Origin of the sequence: Arthrobacter sp. 179, assembly GCF_052379645.1 — a bacterium.
In the GTDB taxonomy this organism is placed as follows: domain Bacteria; phylum Actinomycetota; class Actinomycetes; order Actinomycetales; family Micrococcaceae; genus Arthrobacter_H.
This window is the reverse complement of the sequence record NZ_JBQSYU010000033.1, coordinates 1-24184: the sequence shown is the minus strand read 5'-3', so window position 1 is coordinate 24184 and position 24184 is coordinate 1. Positions and strand designations below refer to the sequence as shown.

Sequence of the window (24184 nt, the reverse complement as noted above, 5' to 3'; positions counted from 1 at the left end):
CGGGGCCACCACCTCCCTGTCGTCGCGGGGAGCTCCCTCAGCCGGGGGCATCTGGTGGGGCCCGCCGGGGTGGGAACCAGCGCGGACGCGATTGAGCGGCAGACGTTAAAAGAGTGAAGCACCGGCCATAGCGGACAAGGAGGCGACAAACCGCTATAACCGGTGCTTCTGATCACTCGCACCTTTGAGAAGGTTCCTTCAGCTTAACCAGCGAAACTTGGAACCACCTGTGCGCCCCGTGTCAGCTCGGTGGGAGTGTCGCCACTCAGTAGTTCGACGGCGGATCGGAGGCTGGGAAGGACTCCTCCTCCCACTCGTCGACGCGCGCGTCGTCGTGATCGTGTTGTGCCCGACGGGCCTTCTTCGCGGCTTCCTCGGCGCTCTCGGGCTTGGCGTCCGGACCGCCCGTGGACAGTCCCTCGGTGTTCTCGCTCATGGCATCCTCCCTCGTTGACGGGGCCTATGCCATCAGTCTGGTCCTGAAACCACGAGGTGTCGAGGTCAGCGCCCGGGCCGGGGCTTAACGAGATGAACACCGACTGGATCGATAGTTGGGGGGAATCATCGATGGTCCAGCCGGTGCTCTCATCACTCGCACCTTCAAGAGGTACTTAAAAACAATAAGGTCCAAAGCTTGGCGTTCGCTGGAAAATGCCGAAGAGCCCCGTGTGAATCACGGGTGGCCGGCCCGGCGGGGCCGCCCGATAGCCTGTGGGGATGGCTGAGACGCAGAATCCCCGGGACGGAAGCACCATCTCCTACGACATTTCAGGGCAGGGCCCCGCCATCGTCCTGTTGCACGGTTCGGCGCTATCGCGGGCGATCTGGCGCGGGCTGGGCTACGTCAAGGGCCTCGAGGGGTTCACCGTGGTGCGGATCGACCTCCGCGGACACGGCCGCAGTTCCAAACCCCACCGCCCGCAGGACTACGCCATGGATCTGCTGGTCGGGGACGTGGTGGCCGTGCTCGACGCCGAACAGCTGGCCAGTGCGGTGATCATGGGGTATTCCTTCGGGGCGCGCGTCGCTTTTTCGCTGGCCGCCGCAGCCCCGGGCCGGGTGGAGAAGCTCGTGAGCCTCGGGGGGACGTTCAAGGCGCAGGGCGGCCAGATCGCCGAGGTGTTCTTCGAAGGCTATCTCCAGGCCCTGCGCACCGGCGGCATGCAGGCCTTCGTCGACGGGCAGCAGCTGGATCCGCAGACCCGGTTCGCCTTCATGAACAACGACGCCCGGGCCCTGCACGCCTACTTCGAACGCACCGAAATCGAAGCGGGGATCGAGGAATCGGTGGTCGCCTCGCTCGAGCTGCCGGCCCTGTTGTTCGCCGGTACCCGGGACCGCCGGCGCTACCTCGACTCCCGGGCCGCGGCGGAATTGATGCCGGCGGCCCGGTTCGTCCCCTTGGAGGGCAGGACCCACGGCTCGACGCTGGCTGCCGTCGACGAGGTCCTGGCCCAGCTGCTCCCGTTCCTGCAGGGTGAAGCTACTTATTGAAGGCCGAGAGCCCGGTGATCGAGCGGCCGATGATCAGCGCCTGGACGGTTTCGGTGCCCTCGTAGGTGTGGATGGCCTCGATGTCGGCGAAGTGGCGGGCCACCCTGTTCTTCAGCAGGATGCCGTTGCCGCCGAGCAGATCGCGGGCGTTGGAGGCGATCTGGCGGGCGGTGCGCGTACAGGTGTACTTCGCCAGGGAGGCCTGCGGGCCGGTGAGCTCTCCGCGCTCCTCACGGCGGGTCATCTGCATGACCATCAGCTGCATGGTCGCCAGTTCCGAGTGCATGCGGGCCAGGCGTTCCTGCACGACCTGGGCGGCGGCCAGCGGGCGGCCGAACTGGGTGCGCTGGGTCGCGTACTGCACGGCTGATTCGTAGCAGGCCATGGCATGTCCGACGGCGGACCAGGCGACTCCCAGCCGGGTGGCGAAGAGGACCTTGGCGGTGTCCTTGAAGGAGTTGGCGCCGGGCATGACATGGGTGTCGGGGACGAACACGTTCTCCAGGCGGATATGGGCCTGCCAGATGGCGCGCAGGCTCAGCTTCCCTTCGATGGTGGTCCCGGTGTAGCCCTCCCACTCCTGCTGGACGATGAAACCGCGGACGTTGCCCTCATCGTCGCGGGCCCAGACGACCGTGATGCCGCCGGTGGAGCCGTTGCCGATCCACTTCTTCTCACCGTTGAGGACGTAGCCGCCGTCCACGCGGGTGGCCCGGGTCTCCAGGGAGACCGAATCGGAGCCGTGCGTGGGTTCGGTCAGGGCGAAGGCACCCAGGACCTCGGCCCGGGCCAGCTTCGGAACCCAGTGGGCGATCTGTTCCTCGGAGCCGCAGAAGGCGACCGAGCGCAGCGCCAGGCCCGACTGGACCGCCCCGATGGTGGCGACCGACCCGTCGGCGCGGGAGAGTTCCATGTTCACCAGTCCGGCGGCCAGCGTGCTCATGGCCGGGTGGCCGTCGACGTCGATGCCGTCGCGCAGCAGATCCAGTTCGCCCAGTCGGGTGGCCAGATGGAACGGGAAGTCGGCACGGTCCCAGTAGTCGTCGATCTCTGGACGGACTTCGTCCAGGCCGAAGCGCCGGGCCCGGTCCCAGTAGGCGCGGTCCTCCGCCGGGATGTCCTCGGCGCCGAAGAGGCCGGTGGGGTCGACGTCGACCTCGCCCCAGAGCTCATAGTCGGGCTCGACGACACCGAGCGGGAATTCGGCGATCGGGGTGTCGTGTCCGGGGTGGGGGGAGGCGGTTTCTGAGGTGCTCACGGGTGTCCTTCGGCGTTGCGTGGCCGGCACTGGGAGGTGGCGCCGGTCACGGGGAATCGATCCGTACCAGCATCCATGAAACCGAGGTTCAGGTCAAGACACTCAGTGTCAGGCGGTGGGTGGGGTCCGCCCGGGCTGTTGATCCAGCGCCCGGCGGACGGCGTCGACGATCTGCTCGGGGTCGGTGCCGCTGTTCGACACCGTGACGACGACCTCCGGCCGGGTCGGGGGCGCCCCCGCTGGGGGGGTCTGTTCCTGCAGCCGGGGCAGATGCAGGGCAGCCAGTTGGGCCAGTTCGTCCACGAGTCCGGACCGCAGGCCGGCATCGCAGGTGTTCAGCCAGCTGCGCAGGAACGCGTTGTGCACCGCGACCACCGAGGCCGCATAGGAGGTGATCGCCAGGTTGACGTCGTCCAGGCCCGGGTCCACGTCCAGGGCGGCGCGCAGGCCGCGACGGAAGGCCCGTTCATAGCGATGGGTGCTGACCAGTTCCCGGTCGCGCAGGGCGGGAACCTCCTGCAGCAGTTCGAAGCGCAGCAGCGAGGCCCGGGGCCGGCCGGTGTGGTGATCGAATACGAAGAGGGCGGCGGCGGCCAGCCGGTCGGCCAGCCGGCGTCCGGGGGCCGCCAATTCGCGATGGACCCCGTCGATGACGGTGTCCATGTCCGCGAAGACCATGTCCTCCTTGGAGAGGTAACGGCGGAAGAAGGTACTGCGGCTGATCCCCAGCACCGCCGCCAGCTGGTCCACGCTGGTGGCATCGAACCCGCGTTCGACCAGCAGTCGCAGGGCTTCCTCGGGAACGGTGGCTGTGTGGTCCATGCCGGTGAATCTAGCACGGCCGGCGTTCACCGCCGGCTGGCCTTCCGCCCCGCCGGGGGCTGGAAGAACAAGCAGACCAGTGCCGCGAAGATCGCCACCAGTCCGGGCAGCAGCAGGGACTGGCCCAGGGCCGTGGAGAACGCGCCGTGCAGGAAATCCGGGACCGCCTGGCCCATGGTGGCCGCCGCTCCGGCCGGGGTGGCGGAGGAGCCGTCGCTGGCGCGGTCCGTGCCGGCCAGCACGGCGCTGGACTCGGCACTGATGCGGGCCTCCATGAGGAAGGCGATCAGGGCCGACCCCAGGACGGAGCCGACCTGGCGGGTCGTGTTGTAGACCCCGGAACCTGCCCCGGCGGTGGCCTGGCCCAGATCGCGGGTGGCCGTCAACGAGACCGAGGGCCAGATGCCGGCACTGCCGATGCCCATGACCACCGGGGGCAGCAACAACACCCAGAACGGGATGTCGGGGCTGAGGATCAGCCCGTAGACCACGATCCCCCCGCCGAAGAGCAGGAACCCCGGAACGGCCAACAACTTGGGGTCGATCCGGTTGGTCAGCTTGCCGGCGAAGGGGGCCAGCACCCCCGAGACGATCGCCATCGGGGCGATCATCAACGCCGAAAGCGTCGGGCTCAGGCCGCGGACGGATTGCAGGTAGAGGATGATCGGGAAGTTCAGCGCAATGATGGCCAGGCCCATGGCCGTGATCGCGACATTGGCCAGCGAGAAGTTCACGTTGCGGAACAGGCCCAACGGCACCAGGGGTTCGCGCCGGTTGAAGCGCTGCCACACGATGAATCCGGCCAGCACCACCAGCCCCGCGATGATCAGGCCCCATACGGTGATGGGACCGATGATCGTTCCCCAGTCGTAGGTGTTGGCCTCCTGGATCCCGAAGACGATCAGGAACATGGCGATCGCCGAGAGCGCGACGCCGAACAGATCGAAGTTGCGGCTGTGCCGGGGCAGCTGGGGGACCTTGAGCCAGACCCGCCAGATGGCCAGGGCCCCGACGGGGACGTTGACGAAGAAGATCCATTCCCAGTTCAACGTGTCCACCAGCACGCCGCCGAGGATGGGCCCGGCGAGGGTCGCGACCCCGGCCACGGCGCCCCAGACGCCCATCGGTGCACCGCGGCGTTCGGCCGGGAACATGCGGGTGATGAACGTCATCGTCTGCGGGGTCAGCAGGGCCGCGCCCAGCCCCTGGGCCACCCGGGCGGCGATCAGCATGCCGATGCTCGGCGACAGGCCGCACCACAGCGAGGAGAGGGTGAACAGGGCCAGACCGATCAGGTACAGGTTCTTCGGGCCGAAGCGGTCGCCCAGCCGCCCGGCCACGAGCAGCGGGACCGCGAAGGCCAGCAGGTAGGAGCTGTTGACCCAGATGACGCCGTTGATGCCGGTGTCCAGGCCGCGCATGATCGCCGGCATGGCGGTGGCGACGATGGTGGAGTCCACCAGGATCATGAAGAAGCCGATGACCAGCGCCCAGAGCGCGGACCAGGCGGCGCGGTCGTCGGGGGCGGTCGGGGCAGGTCTTTGGGGGTTGGTCACCGGTAGAGGATACTCCGGTGCCCGGGCCCGTGTCGGCTCAGTCCCAGCACACCGTTCCCTCGATGCAGGTGACCACGTCCCCCGAGACGCGGATGCCGCCGTCGTGCTCCGAAAGCCCGACGTGTCCGGCCCGTCCCAGCCGGGTCCCCTGGCGCACCGTGTAGGAGGGGGCGACGAGTCCTGCCGGGATCATCCACTGGGCGATGCCCGCATTCAGGCTTCCGGTCACCGGGTCCTCGGGCATCCCCTCGCCCGGGCAGAAGGCCCTGACCTCGAAGTCGGCAGGGATGGGCCGCACCGCGGTTTCGAAGGCGGCGGAGTCATCGGCCGGTAGGAGCGGTTCGAGTTCGGCGCGGGTGCCCTTCGGGCGTTCCCCGTCCCTCCGCGCAGCGGGCACCGCCTCAACGGCAGGGACCAGATGCGGGCCGATGATCCCGATCTCCAGGCCCTCCAGTGCCACGAAATCCGGTTCCACGGCCAATACCGCCTCGGCGTCGTGGAGCATCAGCACCGCCCATTGCGGGCCGTTGGCCACCCATTGGTGGGCCACGACGTCTGCGGCGCGCAGCCCCAATCCGGCCAGTGCCCACTCCAGGACATCGTCTTCCAGGGGGCCGGTACGGCGCAGTGGAGGGGACAGGAAGGCCAACTGGTGCCGGCCCTGCCCGTCACGGTCCCCGGTATGGACCTCGATGAGTCCGGCGGCACATTCCTGGATGACCACCCCGGGGCGGCGGGGGCGGCCGCCGGCCTCGAGCCAGGCGTGGGCGGTACCCAGCGTGGGGTGCCCGGCGAAGGGCAGTTCCGTCGTGGTGGTGAAGATCCTCACGCGGTAGTCGGCGCTCGGGTCGGTCGGGGGCAGGACGAACGTGGTTTCGGCGAGATTGGTCCAGTTCGCGAAACGCAGCATGGCCTCCTCATCCAGGCCGTCGGCATCGAGCACGACGGCCAGGGCATTGCCCAGATAGGGGGTGGAAGTGAAGACGTCGACTTGGCGGAACTGGCGTTGGGGCATTGCGCCATGGTGGCACACCGAAGCCGGCGGAGAAGGCCCCCGCCGGCTTCGTGACGTACGGTTGCGGGCATCGAAAACATCACCACCGGTGGGCGACGTCGATGACCAGCCGTGAACCGGTGCCGGGCCCGTCCAGGACGAAGGTGCGGAAGGGCAGGCGGGCGCGGACGCCGAGTCCGAAGGAACTCCGGCCTTCAAAGCTGCCCAGATAGGCCACCTGGCCGAACGTGCGGTAGCCGGTCACGTCGGCTGCCTTCGTGCGGTGGGCGGGGGCGTAGGAGGTGCTGGCAGGTGAGGCCACGAGGATCTGCAGATCGGCGGCGCCGGTCAGCGGCACGCGCCGGCCCTGGCCTTCGGTGCGGACGGCGTTCACGTATTTGACGTCGTATCCCTTGACCTTGCCCTTCAGATCGACGACGAGCCGGTCGAAGCAGGCATGCTCCCCGGTGCGTACCCCGGTGACCCGGGCCGAGGAGGAAGACCCGTGGGAGTCGGCGAGCGAACCCCAGGTGATGCCGCAATACGGTGCGGTGGTGGCTGCTGCGGCAGGAAGTGCGGGGGCCAACCCCAGGCCCGCGACCAACAGTGCGCCGGCCAGGCCGGCTTTGATGGCCTTCATGATGGTGTTCCTTCCCAGGAATGTTGCGGTGGATGATGCCTCCATGATGCGCCCGGGACGAGACCGGGGGAAGTGGTTATTCACTTTGGTGCACCAATGTGATGCGGGAGTGGAAAAGGAAGGGAATCAGCACCGTTAAGGCGTCAAAACGGCGGCATTTCGGGTCCGTGGAACGGGCTGGATCCGCGCAGCGGACAGCCGGATCACGATCAGGGATCCCGGGGGGGGCGGCCCTCCCGGGCCGGCCCCCCCGCGCCGGGCCCGGCATCAGACCCTGGTAGGAGGGGGCCGTCGAAGGTTCATCTCAGCGGTTGATCCGCCGGACCCCGGTGGGCCCGGAGACTGGATCCATGCCTGAAAACACACCGACCCCCGAGGACGAGGCGCTCCGATCCGCCCCCGGCGTCCTCTCCGCCATCAACCTGAAGAAGGCCTTCGGCGCCACCGACGCATTGGGTGGCCTGGACCTGGAGCTGCGGCGGGGGGAGTCCGTGGCCATCATGGGGCCCTCCGGCTCCGGGAAATCGACGCTGCTCCACACCCTGGCCGGCATTGAGGCCCCCGATATCGGCTCCGTGCACTTCCGTGATCCGGCAGGGGCCTCCGGCGCCGTGGACATCACCGCGCTGGGTGAAGGGGCCCGCTCCCGGTTGCGTCGGCAGAGCTTCGGGTTCGTCTTCCAATCGGGATTGCTCATCCCCGAACTCACCGCCGTCGAGAACGTCGCGATGGCCCTGATGATCACCGGCATCCCCCGGTCGACCGCGGTGCCCCATGCCGCCGAATGGCTTCAGGCACTGGGGCTGGCGGGCCTGGAGGAACGTCGGATCGGCCAGCTCTCCGGGGGACAGGCCCAACGGGTGGCCATCGCCCGGTCCCAGATCACCGGGGCCACGGTCACCTTCGCCGACGAGCCGACCGGCGCCCTGGACTCCGCCACCTCCTCAGAGGTCCTCGAGATCCTGCTCCAGGCCACCATCGGCCGCGGGAACACCCTGGTCATGGTCACCCACGACCAGGAGGTGGCCTCGCGCTGCCACCGCATCATCCACCTGCTCGACGGCAGGATCCGGCACGATGCCGATGCCTCCGCGGCCCGTCCGGGGGCCCGGGCATGAAGGCCTTCTCCCTGGCGTGGTTGCTGGGCCGGCCGGTCCGCGGACGGTTGGGACCCCAGCTGCTCACCGCCTCCGCCTACGCCCTGACCGCGGCCCTGCTGATGCTCGTGGCGGCCGGGGGATGGTCCTTCACCGCCGTGCAGGACGAACTCAGTGGGCTTTATCTGGTGCTGGCCGGTCTCGCCGTCGCCTTGTTGGTGGTGCCGTTGGCGGTCCTGGGTGCTGCGGCGGCGCGCCTATCGGCCCGCTCCCACGACCAGCGGCTGGCCACCGTCCGCCTCCTGGGCGGCACCCCCGCGCTCGCCGCCGCGGTCACGGTCATCGAATCCGCTGCCGTCGCGCTCGCCGGGGTCCTGAGCGGGGTGGTGTTGTACCTGCTCGGGGCCCCGCTGGTGGGGCTGCTGCATTTCCGGGGGCAGGCGATCGGCGCGGCGATGTTCATGCCGGTCGGTGCCATCGCCCTGCTGGCGCTGGCCGTCGTCGCCGTGGGGGTGGTCTCCGCGGTGGTCGGGTTGCGCCGGTTGAATGTCTCCCCGCTGGGTGTGCGGACCCGCGCGGCAGCACCGGGCGCACGGTGGATCCGGGCGCTGATCGCCGGAGTCGTCATCGTCACGGCGTTCACGGCCCTGCAGTTCCTCTCGGCATTCCGGGATTTCGCGCTCATGATCGCGGTGCTGATCGGGGCCTTCGCCGCCGTGCTGGCGGTGCTGAACATCGTGGGCCCCTGGGCGGTGCGGCTGCTGGCCGGACATTCGCTCACACGGGCACAAACCCCCGAACGACTGCTGGCCGCGCGCATGATCCTCGAATCCCCGGCGGCGGCGTGGCGGCAGGTCTCGGCCGTGGCCATGACCAGTTTCGTGGCCGTGCTGGGTGGGTCCGGGGCCGCGTTGATGAAGGCCTCGGTCACCGAGGAGTCCGCGGCCGGGGACCGGGCCCTGGCCCAGGACATCTTGACGGGGGTGGTGGTGACGGTCCTGGTCTCCTTCATCGGCGTCTGCTGCTCGGCGGTGATCAACCAGTGCGCCCAGACGCTGGACCGCCGGGAGCTCTATGTGAACCTGGGCCGGCTGGGAATGGATGCCGCCACGATGGACCGGGCCCGGGTCCGTGCGGTGATGGGGCCGTTGCTGTGGGTGTGCCTGGGGTCGGCCCTGATCGCAGGGATCCTGCTGCTGCCCCTGGTCGGCGTCGCCCTGGTCCTGTCCCCGCTGACGATCCTCGTCGTGGTGGGGACCCTGGCCGCCGGGGTGGTGGCGGTCCGGGCCTCCGTGGCATTGGCCGGCGCACGACTGGTTTTACACAGTTCCTGAACGGGCCCGCGTATTACCCGGAAACACGGAGCCCGGCAACCCGGAAAAGGTGACGAGAATAACATCAGGCTCAATTTGCGTTATCTACTCAGGGTGGGCTAAGTTGGACCGAAGTCCCATTCAACGGCCCGCACGGGCCGCCTCACACGAAGGAACATATGTCCTCCCTGAAACTGCGCCTGGGAGCGCTACTGGGCGCTTCGGCCCTCGCTCTGACCGCCTGCGGCGGATCCTCCGACGCCTCATCGACGGCTTCCGACGCCAGCACCGTGAGCGTTGAAGACAACAACGGAACGCAGACGGTGCCTAATCCGCCGTCCTCGGTGGTCGCCACCGACAACCGGACGTTCGAGACCCTCTCGGACTGGGGCGTGGAACTGACCGCCGGGGCCGTGGCCCTGATGCCGGAAACCATCGACTACACGAAGGATGACTCCATCGTGGATCTGGGCAACCACCGCGAACCGGATCTGGAAGCCGTCGTGGCCGCGGAACCCGATCTGATCGTCAATGGCCAGCGCTTCGCCCAGTACCACGAGGACTTCGCCTCGCTCGTCCCCGATGCCACCATCCTCGAACTGGACCCCCGCGAGGACGAACCCTTCGACGCCGAGCTCAAACGCCAGACCGAGGTGCTCGGCGAGGTCTTCGGCAAGCAGGACGAGGCACAAAAGATCAACGACGACTTCGACGCCGCCATCGAGCGGGCAAAGGCCGCCTACGACGACAGCGACGAGGTCATGGCGGTCATCACCTCGGGCGGGGACATCGGCTACTCGGCGCCCTCCAACGGACGCACCCTCGGGCCGGTCTTCGACATGCTGGACCTGACCCCGGCACTGGAAGTCGACGACGCCAGCGACGACCACCAGGGGGACGACATCTCCGTGGAGGCGATCGCCGACTCCAATCCGGAATGGATCCTGGCCATGGACCGCGATGCGGCGATCGCCGCCGACGATGCCGACTACCAGCCGGCCAACGAACTGCTGACCTCTTCGGACGCACTGGGCAACGTCACCGCGGTCAAGGATGGCAACGTCATCTACATGCCGGCCGACACCTACACCAACGAGGGGATCCAGACCTATACCGAGTTCCTCAACACCTTCGCCGACGCCCTCGAGGGCTAGCCGCGGCGCGCACCCATGACCACCAGCACCACCGGACGCGGCGTCGGCCGGAAAGGCCGGCTCTTCGAGCCTTCCCTTCTGGTCGGCGTCGCCGTCGTCGTCGCCCTGCTCGGGTTCTCCCTGCTGACCGGGGTCTATGACATCTTCGGGGCCGAGGACGGGGGGAGGATGTTCGCCATCACGCGCATCCCGCGCACCATGGCCCTGGTGCTCTCCGGGGCCGCGATGGCGATGTCGGGGCTGGTGATGCAGCTGCTGACCCAGAACAGGTTCGTCGAGCCCACGACCACCGGGACCACCGAATGGGCGGGACTGGGCCTGCTGACGGTGATGATCCTCGCTCCCGGAGCAGGCATCATGGCCAAGATGATCGGGGCCATCGTGGCCGCCTTCATCGGAACGATGGTGTTCTTCCTCTTCCTGCGCAGGGTTTCGCTCAAGGCCTCCTTGACGGTGCCCATCGTGGGGATCATGCTCGGCGCCGTCGTCGGAGCCATATCCACGTTCATCGCGTTGCAGACCGACATGCTCCAGAGCCTGGGCATCTGGTTCGCCGGCAGCTTCACCTCGGTGCTGCGCGGACAATACGAGGTGCTGTGGATCGTGGCCCTGGTCGGGGCCGCCGTCTTCTGGGTGGCCGACCGCTTCACGGTGGCTGGGCTCGGCGAAGAGGTCGCCACCAACGTCGGGCTGGACTACAACCGGATCATCCTGCTGGGCACCGGACTGATCGCCGTGGCCACCGGCATCGTGACCGTCGTGGTCGGAAACCTGCCGTTCCTCGGGCTCATCGTGCCCAATATCGTCTCCATGTTCCGCGGGGACGACCTGCGCGGGAACCTGCCGTGGGTCTGCCTGCTGGGCATCGGCATCGTCACCGTCTGCGATCTGATCGGACGCACGATCATCATGCCCTTCGAAGTTCCCGTGTCGTTGATCCTGGGGATCGTGGGGGCAGTGGTCTTCATCGGCCTCCTGTTGAGGCAGCGTCGACATGGCTGATACCGCTTCCCCTCCACGGCTGGCTGCCTCCCCCCGGCGCCGGGGCCCCGAGGGGCCCCCGCGCAACTCCTCCGCCTTTCCCACCCGACGGGCGCGCCGGCGGTACCTGATCGTGGTCACCGTGCTGTCCCTCCTGGCCGTGGGCTTCGGCGGCGGACTGCTGATCTGGGACAACCCCATGCCCGCGGGTTCGTCTGGTTATTGGCGGATCGCCGAACTGCGCGGCACGAGCGTGGTGGTCATGCTCGTCGTCGCCTGCTGCCAGGCCATGGCGACCGTCAGTTTCCAGACCGTGACGAACAACCGCATCATCACCCCGTCGATCATGGGTTTCGAATCGCTGTATGTGGCGGTCCAGACCGCTGCGGTGTTCTTCCTGGGGGCCGCCGGGGTGACCGCGGTCCAGGGGCTGCCGCAATTCGTGCTGCAGGTGGTGGTCATGGTGGGGCTCTCGCTGGCGCTCTACGGCTGGCTTCTCTCGGGGAAATACGCGAACATCCAGGTCATGCTGCTGATCGGCATCATCATCGGCGGCGGACTGGCGTCGGTGTCCACGTTCATGCAGCGTCTGCTCTCGCCGAGCGAATTCGATGTCCTCACCGCCCGGCTGTTCGGGTCGATCTCCAACGCCGACGCCGGGTACCTTCCGGTGGCGATCCCGCTGTGCCTGGTCGCCGGGGTGCTGTTGTGGGCGAACTCGCGGAACCTGGACGTCGTCGCCCTGGGCCGGGACACCACGATGAACCTGGGGCTGGACCACCGGCGCATGGTCATGCGGACCCTGTTCCTGGTCTCCCTGCTGATGGCCACCTCCACCGCCCTGGTGGGCCCGATGACGTTCCTGGGTTTCCTCGTGGCCACCCTGGCGTACCAGATCGCCGATACGCACGACCACCGCCTGGTCTTCCCGGTGGCCGCGCTCATCGGGTTCGTGACCTTGTCCGGGGCCTACTTCATCATGAAGAACCTCTTCTACGCCGAGGGGGTCGTCTCGATCATCATCGAAGTCATCGGCGGCTCGCTCTTCCTGTATTTCATCCTGCGAAAGGGTCGGCTGTGATCACGCTGAACGACGTCCGCAAGAGCTATGGCAACGGCACCGAGATCGGGCCGGTCAGCTTCGAGATCCCCGTCGGGGGCATCACCGCCCTGGTCGGCCCCAACGGTGCCGGCAAATCGACGCTGTTGACGATGATCGGGCGCCTGCTCGGCCTGGATGCGGGGGCCATCGAAATCGCCGGCTACGACGTTTCCACCTCGGCCTCGAAGGACCTGGCCCGGATCGTATCGATCCTGCGGCAGGAGAACCATTTCACTACCCGGTTGACCGTGCGCCAACTGGTCGGCTTCGGCAGGTTCCCGCATTCGCGGGGCCGGCTGACGGTGGTCGATGAGCAGGTCGTCTCCCAGGCCATCGACTTCCTGAATCTGCGCGAACTGGAGGGCCGCTACCTCGACCAGCTCTCCGGCGGCCAGCGGCAGCGCGCCTACGTGGCGATGGTGCTGGCCCAGGACACCGAATACGTCCTGCTCGACGAACCGCTGAACAACCTGGACATGCGGCATTCGGTGCAGATGATGCAACATCTGCACCGTGCCGCCCGGGAACTGGGCAGGACCATCGTGGTGGTCATCCACGACATCAACTTCGCCGGACACTATGCCGACCACATCTGCGCCGTGAAGGACGGGCAGGTCGTCGACTTCGGGCCCCCGGAGCAGATCATGACCAACGCCGTGCTCAGCAGGGTCTTCGACACCCCCGTGGAAGTCATCGAGGGGCCCCGCGGCCCGCTGGCCGTCTACTACTGACCGGTAGGGTTTCTCCCGCACTTGCGTAAACAAGGGCCCCGGCCCGGCATCGCGATGATGCCGCGGCAGGCTCAGCGGTGGACGGATCTTTGACAATCACAATATTTGTGAACTGTAAACACTCCATTTGAATATCTAATTATCAGTTTTCAAACAAGACTTTCAAATATGGTCAACTCGTGCTTATCATCCGTAGCGTGCCCCGGATCGGCTCAAGGTCGAGCTGCCGGGCACACCACAGAAAAACGAAGCAAGGAGTGCAACATGGGTAAGAAACCCATCAGATTGACCCGCGCAGTGGTCTTGTCCACGGCAGCGTTCGTAGGATCCTGTTCGCTGATCGGCGGGCTGACCGGCCTGCCGGCCACCGCCGCGACACCGACGTCCGGGCCGACGGTCTCGAACACCGTCGCGGTCGCCGCCGACGCGAACACCGCCCAGGCCGCGACCGGCGCCCTGGAATCCGGGACGAGCTACGACCAGTTCATCGTCTCCTATAAGGACTCGGCGAGTTCCGCGACGAAGCAGGCCCGCGTGAACTCCATGGGCCCCGCCGCCAAGGAAGCCGGCGTCTCAGTGAATGAACTGCGCCCCACCGCCACCGGCGGCCACGTGTTGCAGACGAACGAGAAACTCTCCACCGCCGAGGCGAAGCAGTTCATGCTCGACGCGGCCAAGACCGGGACCATCGACTCCATTGAACCGGATGCCATGATGACGATCGCGGCGACCCCCAACGACACCCACTACGGGCAACAGTGGGACTTCCACGGGTCCAACGGCATGCGCACGCCATCCGCGTGGAACTACTCCACCGGCAGCGGGGCCGTGGTCGCGGTCCTGGATACCGGCATCACCAGCCACTCCGACCTGAACGCGAACATCCTGCCCGGCTACGATTTCGTCTCCAATGCCTCCGCGGCCCGCGACGGAAACGGCCGCGACTCCAACCCCGCCGACGAGGGCGACTGGGTCAACCCCGGTGAATGTGGTTCGGCCAACGGCAGCAACTCCTCCTGGCACGGCACGCACGTCGCCGGCACCGTCGCCGCGGTGACGAACAACGGCAAGGGAGTCGCCGGGGTCGCCCCCACCTCCAAGATCGTCCCGGTGCGGGTGCTGGCCAAATGCGGTGGCTCGCTCTCGGATATCTCCGACGCGATCGTCTGGGCCTCGGGTGGGAACGTCTCGGGCATTCCGTCCAACCCCAACCCGGCTGATGTGATCAACATGTCCCTCGGTGGTGGCGGAGCATGCGGCTACACCTACCAGAACGCCATCAACTCGGCCGTTTCCCGGGGGACGTCCGTCGTGGTGGCCGCCGGCAATGAATCGCAGAATGCCGCCAACTCCCGGCCGGCGAACTGCAACAACGTGATCACCGTCGCGGCCAGCAACAAGTCCGGCTCGCGGGCCTTCTACTCCAACTACGGTTCGTCCGTGGACGTCACCGCCCCCGGTGGCGACACCTCAAGCCGTGGTGGGGGAATCCTGTCCACGATCAACTCCGGACGGACGACCCCGCGCGGTGAAGCCTACGCCGAGTTCCAGGGCACCTCGATGGCTGCCCCGCATGTTGCCGGTGTGGTGGCGCTGATGCGCGCCAACAGTCCCAACATGAGCCCGTCATCCGTGGAATCCTCGCTCAAGGCGGGGACGCGCGCCATGCCCGGCGGCTGCTCGGGTGGCTGTGGGGCCGGCCTGGTCGATGCAGGGCAGACCCTGTATTCGCTCGGGTACTAATCCACGGTAGGACCTGCAATCCGCTGGCCGGGACACCGTCATCACGGTGTCCCGGCCAGCTTGCCGTCGTACCGGTGGTGACGTGTCGGCTCAGCGGCCGCGTTGGGCCAGACGGGCCACGAGGGCATCCGGGGCGACCCGTGCCAGGAAGGTGATGATCTTGTACTTGGTGCTGGGGATGGACACCGAACGGCCGGCCATGGCGTCCGTCAGCCCGCTGCGCACCACCTCTTCGGGTTCCAGCCACGACCAGGAGGGGATGGATTTCTTGTCGATCTTCATCCGGTCATGGAATTCGGTGTGCACGAATCCGGGGCAGATGGCGGTGACCGAGATTCCGCGGTCGTGGTAGAAGACATTGGCCCACCGACTGAAGTTCACCAGGAACGCCTTGGACGCCGAGTAGGTGCCGCGAGGAGTGAAGGCGGCGACGGAAGCGACGTTGATGATCCGCCCGCCCCCGATCTTCGCCATGGCCCGCAGGGCGGCGTGGGAGAGGATCAACGGGGTGCGCACGTGGATGCCGACATGGGCCAGCTCCTCGGCCAGGTCGTTGTCGGCGAAGTTCCCGGCCATTCCGTATCCGGCATTGTTCACCAGGGTGGTCACCGGATTGGTGGAGTCGGCCAGCCGGTTGGCGACCTGCTGGACGCCGGCCTCGGTGACGAGGTCGGCGCTGATCGTCTGCACCTGGACGGCGTAGCGGGCGCTGAGGCTCTCGGCGGTGGCATCCAGTCGTTGCTGGTCACGGGCCACGAGGACCAGGGAGTACCCCTGGGCCGCCAGTTGCCGGGCGAACTCGGCGCCGAGTCCCGAGGTGGCTCCGGTGATGAGCGCGGTCACGGTCGGCTGGGCGGAGTAGTGCGTCTCGGGGTGCTGTGTGGGACTGGCCATGCCTTGACTGTAGCGGGGCGTGCGATTCAGTCCAAGGAGGCTGCGCGGGTGAGGCGAAATCGTCACCGGAGCACAATAGGGCACTAGAACTTTGTGTAATACCGACCACCAAGGCTAGCCTAACTACATCAGGATTTTCCGGGGGTGTCCCGGATAAGGATCGTCAGGGAGACCATCGTGGATTCACGCTGCTTCAGGGGCAGGACCCCGTCTTGCCGGGGAACTGAGCCACGTGCCGGTGGGTAGGGGCCTAGGGGGCCGGGGTGGTCCCGGACAAGTAGTGCAGCTGGGCCTTGACCGAATGCTCTGCGGCCCCGCGCACCGCGGGATCGATGTCGGCATAGACCAGATCCGTGACCTCGGCCGTCCCCGGCCGGCCGGAGGGATCAGCGGCGGCCAGCCGGGCCACGGCGTCACGGACCTGCTCGAGACGTTGGAGCCGATGGGCCGTGTACTGCTCGATGACGGTACCCAGCTGCGGATGCGTGGGGCCGTGGGCCGGAAGCATGAGCGCCGAGCCGAATCCGGACAGGACATCGAGGCTGGCCAGGTAGTCACCGAGCGTTCCGTCGGGGAAGTCCAGGATGGTCGTCCCACGCCCCAGGATGGTGTCGCCGGTCAGGACCGAACCGTGGGGTCCGTCGTCGGGCAGCAGGAAGCACAGCGAATCGGAGGTATGCCCGGGGGTGGCCACGACCTGGACCCTGATCCCCGCCGCGGTGATCACTTCCCCATCGCCCAGGACCGGGGCCTGCCGACAATGGTCGGCCAGGGCCGCCCGCACCGGGGCCCCGGTCAGTTCGTGCAGGCGGTCGATGCCCTCGGTGTGGTCGGGGTGGCGGTGGGTGATCAGCACCAGCTCGACGCGTCCGGCAGCGGCCAGGGCCTGCAGATGGTCCTCGTCGGCGGGCCCCGGGTCCACGACCACCACCGGGCCGGTCCCGGCTCCTGCGGCATGCAGGAGATAGGAATTGGTGCCCTCCAACGTCATCGGACCGGGATTCGGTGCCGTGATCAGATCGGCGCAGGAGCTCACGTGCTGGATGGGGGAAGGCGTCGGCTGTGGCATGCCGACAGTCTAGGGCAGCCGAGACGACGTTTCCCCCGCCACGACCTCGTGGGAACCCCCTTCAACCCAAGGAACACATGCAGAGCCTGACGGCAGAGAACCTGTCCTTGTCCCACCCTTCCGGCGCCATGCTCACCGACCTGAGCGTGGAGATCCCGGTCGGGGAGATCACCGTGGTCATCGGCCCCAACGGCGCCGGCAAATCCACGCTGCTGCGCGGACTGGCCGGAGCGCAGGAACCGGATTCCGGAACCGTGAGGATCGGTTCGACCGAGCTGCACGACCACCCGGTCGATGACCTTGCCAGCATCCTGTCCCTGCTGCCGGAGACCCCCGGGGGCCATGAAGCCAGCGCCGCACGGGCACGGATCTCCGACGTGCTGGCCCGCGGATCGGAGGTGTTGCTGCTGGACGAGCCGACGGCGCATCTCGATATCGCCGGGCAGCTCGAGGTCCTCGACGCCATCGCCGAGGTGAACCGCCGGTGCGGGACGACCGTGGTCATGGTCCTGCACGACCTCGGCCTGGCGGCCCGCTACGCGGACCGGATGCTCGCACTGGTGGCAGGACGCATCATCGCCGCCGGGCGCCCTTCGGAGATCCTCACGACCGAACTGGTCCACGAGGTCTTCGGACTCCGGGCCCGGGTGATTCCCGACCCGGTGGCCGGAACGCCCCTGATGGTGCCGATCGGACGCCACCGGTTCCGCCGCCCCGACACCGGCCGAGCCGGGCCACCGCCCACCAGGCAGCCTGCCGGACCACGCCCGAGGCCGGAGACTCCCCTGGAATCCGTGGTCGTCCCCACCGTGGCCCGCCCCGCCGTGGACGTCTGCCCGACGCTGGCGTTCAGCCTGGAGGTCGTCGACGTCCAGGAGCTCGGGCCCGGGTTCCGCCGCCTGACCCTGGCCGGGCCGGAACTCGAACACTTCGGTACCGGCGGGCATCCACTGGACCTGCGGATCAAGGTCCTGGTGCCGCCGGCGGGCGAGGAATCCGTGGCCCGCCTGCGCACGCTCTTCGCCGATCTGGCCCCCGGGGGCCGGATCACCCCGGAGGATTCGGCCGGCTGGTACCGGACCTGGCTGGCCCGGGACCCCGCCGAGCGCGGATCCATGCGCACCTATACGGTGCGTTCCTTCCGCCCTGCAGGCCATCCCGGCAACGCGGGGCCGACCCCGGAACTCGATCTGGACTTCGTGTTGCACGTGCACCGGGAAAACGGCGTCCTGGTCGGCGGGCCGGCCTCCGTCTGGGCGGCGGAGGCCGCCATCGGCGACGACGTCATCATCCTGGGACCCAATCGGGCGCTCTGCGGGCCCGACTACGGGGGTATCGAATTCCGGCCCGGCAAGGCGCGACGGATCCTGCTGGCCGGCGACGAGACGGCGGCCCCGGCGATCTGTTCGATCCTGGAATCACTGCCCCCGGGGATCACCGGGGACGCCTTCATCGAGGTCCCGTCCGTCGAGGACATCCAGGGTTCCTTCACCCGTTCAGGGGTTGCCGTGCAGTGGCTTCCGCGCGGCATGCAGGCCCCGGGCACGTTGCTGGAGACGGCCGTGCGTTCGGCGATCGCGCTCCCGGGGGCCGGTGCCGTGGACCCGGGTGACGAGTTGGAGGACGTGGATGTCGACGAGGGCATCCTGTGGGAGACGACGGCCGGAGCCGGCCAACCCTTCTACGCCTGGCTCGCCGGCGAGGCGGGGGTCATCAAATCGTTGCGTCGTTATCTGGTCCGTGAGGTTGGAATCGACCGCAAGCAGGTCTCCTTCATGGGGTATTGGCGTGCGGGCCGGGCCGAAGCCTAGGGATTGATCCGCGTCGTGGCTCGTCACGCAGGACGGGATTGACTTCCGCCGTGGGAAAATATGGGAATGATGCACACCCAGGTCCGCCGGGCCATGACCGAGGATTGGCAGGCGCTGCGTGCGGTGCGGCTCCGGGCACTGGCGGACGCGCCGTCGCTCTTCAGCTCCACGTGGGAACGCGAGTCCGCTTTCGGTGAGGAGCGCTGGCGTGAACGGGCGGAACAAAGCAACTGGTTCCTGGCCTGGTCCCCGCTCTCGACCGGCCTCGCCACGCAGCTGGCTGACGGACTCGCGGGAACGGTCCTGCGGCCGGGGACCGGAGGCTGTGAACTCATCGGCATGTGGGTTGATCCGGCGGTGCGCGGACTGCACGTCGGCCGGGAACTGGTCGCCGCCGCTGCCGGCTGGGCCCGCCGGGCCGATGCCGGACGATTGGATCTGTGGGTGGTCGCAGGGAATCATGGCGGCCACGAGTTCTACCGGCGCCAGGGGTTCCTGGAAACCGGGGAACACCAAGAGGTTCCCGACCGCCCCGGTGTGGTGGAGCTGGGCCTGACGCTGCCGCTCATCTGATCAGCCCCCGCCGGGGAACCAGCCCCTGGGAATCAGGGCCGGGACGGTGCGTCCAGGTACCTGACCTGCGTCAGTTCCTCGGAAAGCTCCCACAGCCGGCCGGCGGCCGCCGGATCCCGGGCCGCCTCCGCCCGCTGCGCGAGGCGGGGCGCCCCGCGCCACTCCCCGGGACCGCCTGGACCGTAATATTCCCCGCCGCGGGCGCTCGGATCGGAGGCCGCACGCAACGTCGGCCGGGCCCCCTGGGCCGGTCGGGGCATCACGGCGTTGAACAGGGCCCGGGCCGGACGCAGGGAGGGCCGGTCGAAGACATGGCCGAAGAGGTCGGTGCCCACCACTCCCGGATGGGCGGCGACGGCGATCGTTTCCTGGCCGGCGGCCCGCAAACGCCGATCCAACTCGTCGGTGAACAGCAGGTTGGCCAGCTTCGAGCGGTTATAGGCGGCCACGGGGGTGTAGCCACCCTCTTCGAACAGGGGATCGTCGAAATCCATGCGCCCGCCCCGGTGGGCCAGGCTGGACAGCGACACGACCCGGGAGCCTGGCACCGCCGCCAGGAGATCCAGCAGCAGGCCGGTCAAGGCGAAATGGCCCAGGTGGTTCGTGCCGAATTGCAGTTCGTACCCCTCGGCGGTCAGCCCATACGGGGTCATCATGATGCCGGCGTTGTTGACCAGCAGATCCAACCGCTCGTGGGTGGTCAGCACCGTCCGGGCGAATGAGTGGACCGTGGAAAGGATCGACAGATCAAGCTGGATGACTTCCGTGCGCAGCTCGCCGACGGAGGCCAGCAGCTCCGGTCTCAGCCGGTCGGCGGCAGCCCGCCCCTTGCCCGGATCCCGGCACGCCATCACGACGTGGGCGCCATGCAGGAGCAGCTCCCGGGTGGTGGCGAGCCCCAGGCCGTTGTTCGCGCCGGTGACCACCGCCGTCGTGCCGGTGAGATCGCCGATATCGGTGGTGCTCCAGGACCTGGTGCGCGGCATGGGCTCCTCCTGCTGGTCGGCTCACATGGACGGCCCCAGTCTAGGGCCCGGGCAGGACCTGCCCCTCGATCCCGCAGGCGATCCCGGGGCGACAACCGCCCGTGCTGTGGTGCATCCTGAAGGAGGGGAGCATCCAGGCGAAGGGCGGGCAGGCATGGCAGCGGAACCATCCAACGGCAACGCGGCGGGGACCATCTGGACCCTGGGGCATTGGACCTGTCCGCCGGAGGTCGTGGCCGAGACGTTGGAATCGGCCGGGATCGAATTGCTGGCCGATGTGCGCAAGATGCCCGGATCGCGGCGGAGCCCACAATTCGATGCGGATCAGATGCCTGCCTGGTTGGCCGACATCGGCATCGAATACCACCATGTGCCCGAACTGGGAGGCCGTAGGCCGCGGCAGCATGGCATCGACCCGAGGGTCAACGCCGGGTGGCAGAACGCCAGCTTCAAGAACTATGCGGACCATACGCTCACCGAGGAGTTCGCCACGGGCCTGGAGCGGCTGATGCGGTGGGCCCGGGACCGGCGGGTCGTGGTGCTGTGCGGGGAGCCGATGCCCTGGCGTTGCCACCGGCTGCTCATCGCCAACGTGCTCGCCGCCCGGGGGTGGACGGTGGTGCACCTATCCAATACCGCGAAGCCGACCGAGCATGAACTCGGCCGGTGGGGAGCCGAGCCGAGGGTGCACGACGACGGCGTGGTGACCTACCCGGCACCGGGGCAGTGACTTTATCCGTGCCACCTGCCTACAGTGAAAGAGGGCCCCGCGGAGCAGTGGAGCCCGGAGCCGGTTGGTGGTCATCCCCGTGCGCAACGGGTGCGGAGGTGTCGGCGCCAGCCGCACCCTAGGAGAGGACCCCACCATGTCAGACGATCTCTTCCCCAAGGCCACCCCTGCGGTGGCCAAACGTCGCAAGGAACTGACCCCGGACGCCACGCAGGCCTTCGAGGACTTCAGCAAGGCGGTCTTCGCCGAGGGCGCCCTGGACGAGCAGACCAAACAACTGATCGCCGTCGCCGTCGCCCATGTCACGCAATGCCCCTATTGCATCGAAGGCCACAGCAAACTCGCCAAGCGCAAGGGCGCCACGGCCGAGCAGATCATGGAAGCCATCTGGGTGGCCGCAGAAATGCGGGCCGGCGGCGCCTTCGCGCACTCCACCATCGCCCTGCATGCGATCGGGGAAGTCCCCCACCAGCACTGACCGGCGGCACCGGGCCGGTGGACGCCGCCGGGGTCCGCCCTAGCGGTGCTGGGCCACCGGTTCGTCCCCGGCCAGGACGCCCAGCAGGCGGGCCAACTCATCGCGCTCGCCGGAATCGAGCCGGCCGAAGTATTCGGTGGACTGCCTGCGACGCGATTGGTGGATCCTGGAGCGCAGTTCCTGCCCGTCGGCGGTGAGGCGGACCAGTACGGCCCGGCGGTCCAGCGGGTCCGGCGCCCGTTCCACCAGCTCCTTGGTTTCGAGCTGGTCGATGACTTCGGTCGCCGACCGCGGGGCGATCCGCAGCAGATCGGCCAGTGCCTTCAGCCGCAGCCCGGCCTCCGGGCCGCCCCCCGCCCCCCGGACCTCGGGCGGGCAGGGTCCACACCCGCGAGCCAGCGTATTCAGCGCCCGCCATTGGTGCGGGGTCAATTCAAAGGGGGCCAATTCGTGCGTCCAGCGGCGACGGAGCCCCCGGAAGGCAGCGTGGAAGAGGTCGCCGAGATCGGGATCTTCGGTCAGGCCGGGGGGCGCATCAGCGGTCATGCCCTCAGTGTACCCATTTGCGATCCTCCCACATAATGAGGTAACCTCTGCATAGTTGCCGGGCATCCCGGGCGACTTCTTCAACCCAGGAGGTGCTGCCGATGAAACCGGCACGGACTCCAGAACCACCCTCCCCCCGCCGTGGGGGCCCCGGCAGGATCAGCGCCGATGACCGCAACCAGCTCGCCCGCCATCCGGTGAGCCTGCGCCGGGTCGCCGGGCTCTTCGCCCCGCACCGGAAGATGATCACCGTGTTGATGCTGCTCATCAGCGTGGCGTCGGTGGCCGGCCTGGCCCAACCGTTCCTGATCCGCGGCATCATCGATGACGCCATCCTCGACGGAAACGTCCCGCTGCTGGCCTGGCTGGCCGGGGCCATGGTCGTCATCGCGGCGATCACCGCCCTGATCGGCGTCGTGCAGACCTGGATGGCCACCGACATGGGCCAACGGGTCATGCACACCCTGCGCACCGGCATGTTCACCCACCTCCAGGCCCAGTCCCTGGCCTTCTTCACCCGGACCCGCGGGGGAGAAATCCAGTCGCGGCTCACCAGCGACATCGCCGGAATGCAATCGGTGGTGACCACCACGGCAACATCCATCGCCACGAACCTGACCACCGCCGTCGCCACGGCCATCGCCATGGTCGCCCTGTCCCCGATGCTCAGCATCCTCTCGCTCATCGTCATCCCGCCGGCGGTCTTCCTGAGCCGCCGGGTCGCCCTGCTGCGACGCGATATCACCGCGGACCGCCAGGCGGAGTTGGCGAACCTCTACACCCAGGTCGAACAGGGCCTCTCGGTATCCGGGGTGCGCCTGGCCAAGACGCTGGGCACCACCGAACGCGACGCCGCGGACTTCACCGCCAGCTCGCACCGGCTCATCGGGCTCGAACTGCGCTCGCAACTGGCCGGACGCTGGCGGATGGCCACCATGCAGATCGTCTTCGCGGCCATCCCCGCGGCCATCTACCTCGCCGGCGGCTTCCCGGCCGCCACCGGCGGGATGACCATCGGCACCATCGTCGCCTTCACCGCACTGCAGTCGACCATCTTCCGCCCGATCATGGGACTGCTGAACGTCGGGGTCCAATGGGTCACGGCGATGGCACTCTTCAGCAGGATCTTCGAATACCTCGACCTGGTCCCGGAGATCACCGCCCCCGATCACCCCGTGCGGATCGACTCCGACACCGTCCGCGGGGAACTGCGCTTCGAAGGCGTGGGGTTCTCGTACGACGGCGAATCCCGGGCCCTGGCCGATATCGATCTGGTGGTGCCCGCGGGGACCGCGACGGCGATCGTCGGGGCGACGGGGTCGGGGAAAACGACCCTCGGGGCCCTCGTCCCGCGGTTGCACGAGGCGAGCGCGGGGCGCATCACCATCGACGGGGTCGACGTGAAGGACCTGGCCCCCGCCGACCTGGCCCGGATCGTCGGGGTCGTCTCCCAGGAGTCCTATCTGATCCACGCCTCCATCCGGGAGAACCTTCGCCTGGCGGCCCCCGAAGCCACCGACGAGCAGTTGTGGGCGGCCCTCGAGGCAGCGCGGATCGATGAGTTGATCGCCGCGTTGCCGGTCGGGCTGGAGACGATCGTCGGGGCTCGGGGACACCGGTTCTCCGGCGGGGAGCAGCAGCGTCTGGCGATTGCCCGGACCATCCTGCGCAATCCGCGGATCCTGGTCCTGGACGAAGCCACCTCGGCCTTGGACAACACGACCGAGGCCCAGGTCCAGGCCGCCCTGGACCGGCTTTCGGAGGGACGGACCACGGTGACGATCGCGCACCGGCTCTCCACGGTGGAGCGGGCCGATCAGCTGGTGGTGCTGGATGCGGGGCGAATCGTCGAACGGGGGAGCCCTGCCGACTTGCGGTCGGCCGATGGCCCGTTCGCCCGCCTGCTGAGGGTCCGTGCCGCGGCCGACGAACTGCGGCTGGAGGACAGCGGGCCGGTTGGCTCGTGGTAGCCGCCGGGTGGGCCCGCGGCGCGGCCTGGGGCCGGTCCGGGACATGAGTAGGCCCTTGGAAACCCAGCCTGGTTTCCAAGGGCCTTTTCATCACTCGCACCATCTTGAGGTACTCCCCAGCCTAGGAGCGCCGGCTGGGAGCCGGCTGTGCGGACCGTAGGAGGCAACTGGCAGTCGGGCCGACGCCCGGGGCGCGCCGCGGTCCTTCGCAGGGGCGGGCTCCGGTCGCGCTGGATGGACGG

Annotated in this window: 23 protein-coding genes; 13 read left to right on the top strand and 10 right to left on the bottom strand. The window is 68.2% G+C overall.

Translation table 11 applies throughout. The annotated features are described in order from the left end of the window. Positions 1-265 precede the first annotated feature (265 nt). On the bottom strand, positions 266-436 hold the full coding sequence (locus ACT3UE_RS14845; protein WP_444555593.1) for a hypothetical protein: 171 nt from the start codon (positions 434-436) through the stop codon (positions 266-268). 281 nt (positions 437-717) lie between these two features. Here ACT3UE_RS14845 and ACT3UE_RS14840 point away from each other — a divergent pair, with 281 nt between their 5' ends. Next, on the top strand, positions 718-1494 hold the full coding sequence (locus ACT3UE_RS14840) for an alpha/beta fold hydrolase (protein WP_444555592.1): 777 nt from the start codon (positions 718-720) through the stop codon (positions 1492-1494). Here ACT3UE_RS14840 and ACT3UE_RS14835 read toward each other — a convergent pair. From ACT3UE_RS14835 to ACT3UE_RS14815, 5 genes are all read right to left on the bottom strand, one after another. After that, positions 1484-2752 carry an acyl-CoA dehydrogenase family protein gene (locus ACT3UE_RS14835; protein WP_444566954.1) on the bottom strand — a complete coding sequence of 423 codons (1269 nt, stop codon included), beginning with the start codon at positions 2750-2752 and terminating at the stop codon, positions 1484-1486. The genes ACT3UE_RS14840 and ACT3UE_RS14835 overlap by 11 nt on opposite strands. A 108-nt stretch (positions 2753-2860) precedes the next feature. Then, positions 2861-3574 (bottom strand): TetR/AcrR family transcriptional regulator, encoded by a 714-nt coding sequence (locus ACT3UE_RS14830; protein WP_444555590.1) that lies wholly within the window; start codon positions 3572-3574, stop codon positions 2861-2863. 26 nt (positions 3575-3600) lie between these two features. Further along, positions 3601-5130: a DHA2 family efflux MFS transporter permease subunit gene (locus ACT3UE_RS14825; protein ID WP_444566953.1), complete on the bottom strand. Its 1530-nt coding sequence runs from the start codon at positions 5128-5130 to the stop codon at positions 3601-3603. A gap of 37 nt (positions 5131-5167) precedes the next feature. Continuing rightward, positions 5168-6145 (bottom strand): PhzF family phenazine biosynthesis protein, encoded by a 978-nt coding sequence (locus tag ACT3UE_RS14820; protein ID WP_444555588.1) that lies wholly within the window; start codon positions 6143-6145, stop codon positions 5168-5170. A gap of 79 nt (positions 6146-6224) precedes the next feature. Beyond that, positions 6225-6764: an AMIN-like domain-containing (lipo)protein gene (locus ACT3UE_RS14815; protein WP_444566952.1), complete on the bottom strand. Its 540-nt coding sequence runs from the start codon at positions 6762-6764 to the stop codon at positions 6225-6227. A 350-nt stretch (positions 6765-7114) separates the two neighbouring features. On the opposite strand from ACT3UE_RS14815, the gene ACT3UE_RS14810 reads away from it, so the two are divergent. The 7 genes from ACT3UE_RS14810 to ACT3UE_RS14780 all read left to right on the top strand — a co-directional run bounded on the left by ACT3UE_RS14810 (position 7115) and on the right by ACT3UE_RS14780 (position 14885). Then, a complete protein-coding gene (locus ACT3UE_RS14810; RefSeq protein ID WP_444555586.1) occupies positions 7115-7882 on the top strand; it encodes an ABC transporter ATP-binding protein in 768 nt (255 codons plus the stop codon). Continuing rightward, positions 7879-9195 carry a permease gene (locus ACT3UE_RS14805; RefSeq protein WP_444566951.1) on the top strand — a complete coding sequence of 439 codons (1317 nt, stop codon included), beginning with the start codon at positions 7879-7881 and terminating at the stop codon, positions 9193-9195. The genes ACT3UE_RS14810 and ACT3UE_RS14805 overlap by 4 nt, the downstream gene beginning before the upstream one ends. Positions 9196-9353: 158 nt before the next feature. Beyond that, positions 9354-10328: a siderophore ABC transporter substrate-binding protein gene (locus tag ACT3UE_RS14800; protein ID WP_444566950.1), complete on the top strand. Its 975-nt coding sequence runs from the start codon at positions 9354-9356 to the stop codon at positions 10326-10328. Positions 10329-10343: 15 nt separating this feature from the next. Beyond that, positions 10344-11330 (top strand): ABC transporter permease, encoded by a 987-nt coding sequence (locus tag ACT3UE_RS14795; protein WP_444555583.1) that lies wholly within the window; start codon positions 10344-10346, stop codon positions 11328-11330. Next, on the top strand, positions 11323-12390 hold the full coding sequence (locus ACT3UE_RS14790; protein ID WP_444555582.1) for an iron chelate uptake ABC transporter family permease subunit: 1068 nt from the start codon (positions 11323-11325) through the stop codon (positions 12388-12390). The genes ACT3UE_RS14795 and ACT3UE_RS14790 overlap by 8 nt, the downstream gene beginning before the upstream one ends. Further along, the gene (locus ACT3UE_RS14785) at positions 12387-13142 is read left to right on the top strand and encodes an iron ABC transporter ATP-binding protein (RefSeq protein WP_444555581.1); all 756 of its coding nucleotides are present in this window, start codon (positions 12387-12389) and stop codon (positions 13140-13142) included. Before ACT3UE_RS14790 ends, ACT3UE_RS14785 begins: the two co-directional genes overlap by 4 nt. A gap of 264 nt (positions 13143-13406) precedes the next feature. Next, positions 13407-14885: a S8 family peptidase gene (locus tag ACT3UE_RS14780; protein ID WP_444566949.1), complete on the top strand. Its 1479-nt coding sequence runs from the start codon at positions 13407-13409 to the stop codon at positions 14883-14885. 90 nt (positions 14886-14975) lie between these two features. Here the strand turns inward: ACT3UE_RS14780 and ACT3UE_RS14775 are convergent, their stop codons facing one another. Both ACT3UE_RS14775 and ACT3UE_RS14770 read right to left on the bottom strand, forming a co-directional pair. Further along, positions 14976-15779: an SDR family NAD(P)-dependent oxidoreductase gene (locus ACT3UE_RS14775; protein WP_444555579.1), complete on the bottom strand. Its 804-nt coding sequence runs from the start codon at positions 15777-15779 to the stop codon at positions 14976-14978. A 250-nt stretch (positions 15780-16029) separates the two neighbouring features. Next, entirely contained in the window at positions 16030-16848 is an 819-nt protein-coding gene (locus ACT3UE_RS14770; RefSeq protein ID WP_444555578.1) for an MBL fold metallo-hydrolase, read from the bottom strand. Between the two features lie 77 nt (positions 16849-16925). Between ACT3UE_RS14770 and ACT3UE_RS14765 the strand changes: the two genes are divergently transcribed. Together ACT3UE_RS14765 and ACT3UE_RS14760 are read left to right on the top strand one after the other, a co-directional pair. Next, the gene (locus tag ACT3UE_RS14765) at positions 16926-18659 is read left to right on the top strand and encodes an SIP domain-containing protein (protein WP_444555577.1); all 1734 of its coding nucleotides are present in this window, start codon (positions 16926-16928) and stop codon (positions 18657-18659) included. Positions 18660-18725: 66 nt separating this feature from the next. Beyond that, a complete protein-coding gene (locus tag ACT3UE_RS14760) occupies positions 18726-19232 on the top strand; it encodes a GNAT family N-acetyltransferase (protein WP_444555576.1) in 507 nt (168 codons plus the stop codon). Positions 19233-19264: 32 nt separating this feature from the next. On the opposite strand, the gene ACT3UE_RS14755 is transcribed toward ACT3UE_RS14760, so the two are convergent. Beyond that, on the bottom strand, positions 19265-20218 hold the full coding sequence (locus ACT3UE_RS14755) for an oxidoreductase (RefSeq protein WP_444555575.1): 954 nt from the start codon (positions 20216-20218) through the stop codon (positions 19265-19267). Between the two features lie 154 nt (positions 20219-20372). Between ACT3UE_RS14755 and ACT3UE_RS14750 the strand changes: the two genes are divergently transcribed. Together ACT3UE_RS14750 and ACT3UE_RS14745 are read left to right on the top strand one after the other, a co-directional pair. Next, positions 20373-20948 carry a DUF488 domain-containing protein gene (locus tag ACT3UE_RS14750; protein WP_444555574.1) on the top strand — a complete coding sequence of 192 codons (576 nt, stop codon included), beginning with the start codon at positions 20373-20375 and terminating at the stop codon, positions 20946-20948. 136 nt (positions 20949-21084) lie between these two features. Continuing rightward, positions 21085-21426 carry a carboxymuconolactone decarboxylase family protein gene (locus ACT3UE_RS14745; RefSeq protein ID WP_444555573.1) on the top strand — a complete coding sequence of 114 codons (342 nt, stop codon included), beginning with the start codon at positions 21085-21087 and terminating at the stop codon, positions 21424-21426. A 39-nt stretch (positions 21427-21465) separates the two neighbouring features. Here ACT3UE_RS14745 and ACT3UE_RS14740 read toward each other — a convergent pair whose 3' ends face one another. Further along, the gene (locus tag ACT3UE_RS14740; protein WP_444566948.1) at positions 21466-21972 is read right to left on the bottom strand and encodes a MarR family winged helix-turn-helix transcriptional regulator; all 507 of its coding nucleotides are present in this window, start codon (positions 21970-21972) and stop codon (positions 21466-21468) included. Positions 21973-22073: 101 nt separating this feature from the next. On the opposite strand from ACT3UE_RS14740, the gene ACT3UE_RS14735 reads away from it, so the two are divergent. Beyond that, positions 22074-23942: an ABC transporter ATP-binding protein gene (locus ACT3UE_RS14735; protein ID WP_444566947.1), complete on the top strand. Its 1869-nt coding sequence runs from the start codon at positions 22074-22076 to the stop codon at positions 23940-23942. Positions 23943-24184: the final 242 nt, after the last annotated feature.

Excerpts from the sequence above, each read along its gene's own strand:
- ACT3UE_RS14830 (WP_444555590.1), bottom strand. The coding sequence starts at position 3,574 with ATGGACCACACAGCCACCGTTCCCGAGGAAGCCCTGCGACTGCTGGTC.
- ACT3UE_RS14805 (WP_444566951.1), top strand. The coding sequence starts at position 7,879 with ATGAAGGCCTTCTCCCTGGCGTGGTTGCTGGGCCGGCCGGTCCGCGGA.
- ACT3UE_RS14770 (WP_444555578.1), bottom strand. The coding sequence starts at position 16,848 with ATGCCACAGCCGACGCCTTCCCCCATCCAGCACGTGAGCTCCTGCGCC.
- ACT3UE_RS14745 (WP_444555573.1), top strand. The coding sequence starts at position 21,085 with ATGTCAGACGATCTCTTCCCCAAGGCCACCCCTGCGGTGGCCAAACGT.
- ACT3UE_RS14740 (WP_444566948.1), bottom strand. The coding sequence starts at position 21,972 with ATGACCGCTGATGCGCCCCCCGGCCTGACCGAAGATCCCGATCTCGGC.
- ACT3UE_RS14840 (WP_444555592.1), top strand. The coding sequence starts at position 718 with ATGGCTGAGACGCAGAATCCCCGGGACGGAAGCACCATCTCCTACGAC.
- ACT3UE_RS14790 (WP_444555582.1), top strand. The coding sequence starts at position 11,323 with ATGGCTGATACCGCTTCCCCTCCACGGCTGGCTGCCTCCCCCCGGCGC.
- ACT3UE_RS14760 (WP_444555576.1), top strand. The coding sequence starts at position 18,726 with ATGATGCACACCCAGGTCCGCCGGGCCATGACCGAGGATTGGCAGGCG.
- ACT3UE_RS14780 (WP_444566949.1), top strand. The coding sequence starts at position 13,407 with ATGGGTAAGAAACCCATCAGATTGACCCGCGCAGTGGTCTTGTCCACG.
- ACT3UE_RS14845 (WP_444555593.1), bottom strand. The coding sequence starts at position 436 with ATGAGCGAGAACACCGAGGGACTGTCCACGGGCGGTCCGGACGCCAAG.
- ACT3UE_RS14765 (WP_444555577.1), top strand. The coding sequence starts at position 16,926 with ATGCAGAGCCTGACGGCAGAGAACCTGTCCTTGTCCCACCCTTCCGGC.
- ACT3UE_RS14750 (WP_444555574.1), top strand. The coding sequence starts at position 20,373 with ATGGCAGCGGAACCATCCAACGGCAACGCGGCGGGGACCATCTGGACC.
- ACT3UE_RS14815 (WP_444566952.1), bottom strand. The coding sequence starts at position 6,764 with ATGAAGGCCATCAAAGCCGGCCTGGCCGGCGCACTGTTGGTCGCGGGC.
- ACT3UE_RS14795 (WP_444555583.1), top strand. The coding sequence starts at position 10,344 with ATGACCACCAGCACCACCGGACGCGGCGTCGGCCGGAAAGGCCGGCTC.
- ACT3UE_RS14775 (WP_444555579.1), bottom strand. The coding sequence starts at position 15,779 with ATGGCCAGTCCCACACAGCACCCCGAGACGCACTACTCCGCCCAGCCG.
- ACT3UE_RS14800 (WP_444566950.1), top strand. The coding sequence starts at position 9,354 with ATGTCCTCCCTGAAACTGCGCCTGGGAGCGCTACTGGGCGCTTCGGCC.
- ACT3UE_RS14735 (WP_444566947.1), top strand. The coding sequence starts at position 22,074 with ATGAAACCGGCACGGACTCCAGAACCACCCTCCCCCCGCCGTGGGGGC.
- ACT3UE_RS14810 (WP_444555586.1), top strand. The coding sequence starts at position 7,115 with ATGCCTGAAAACACACCGACCCCCGAGGACGAGGCGCTCCGATCCGCC.
- ACT3UE_RS14820 (WP_444555588.1), bottom strand. The coding sequence starts at position 6,145 with ATGCCCCAACGCCAGTTCCGCCAAGTCGACGTCTTCACTTCCACCCCC.
- ACT3UE_RS14755 (WP_444555575.1), bottom strand. The coding sequence starts at position 20,218 with ATGCCGCGCACCAGGTCCTGGAGCACCACCGATATCGGCGATCTCACC.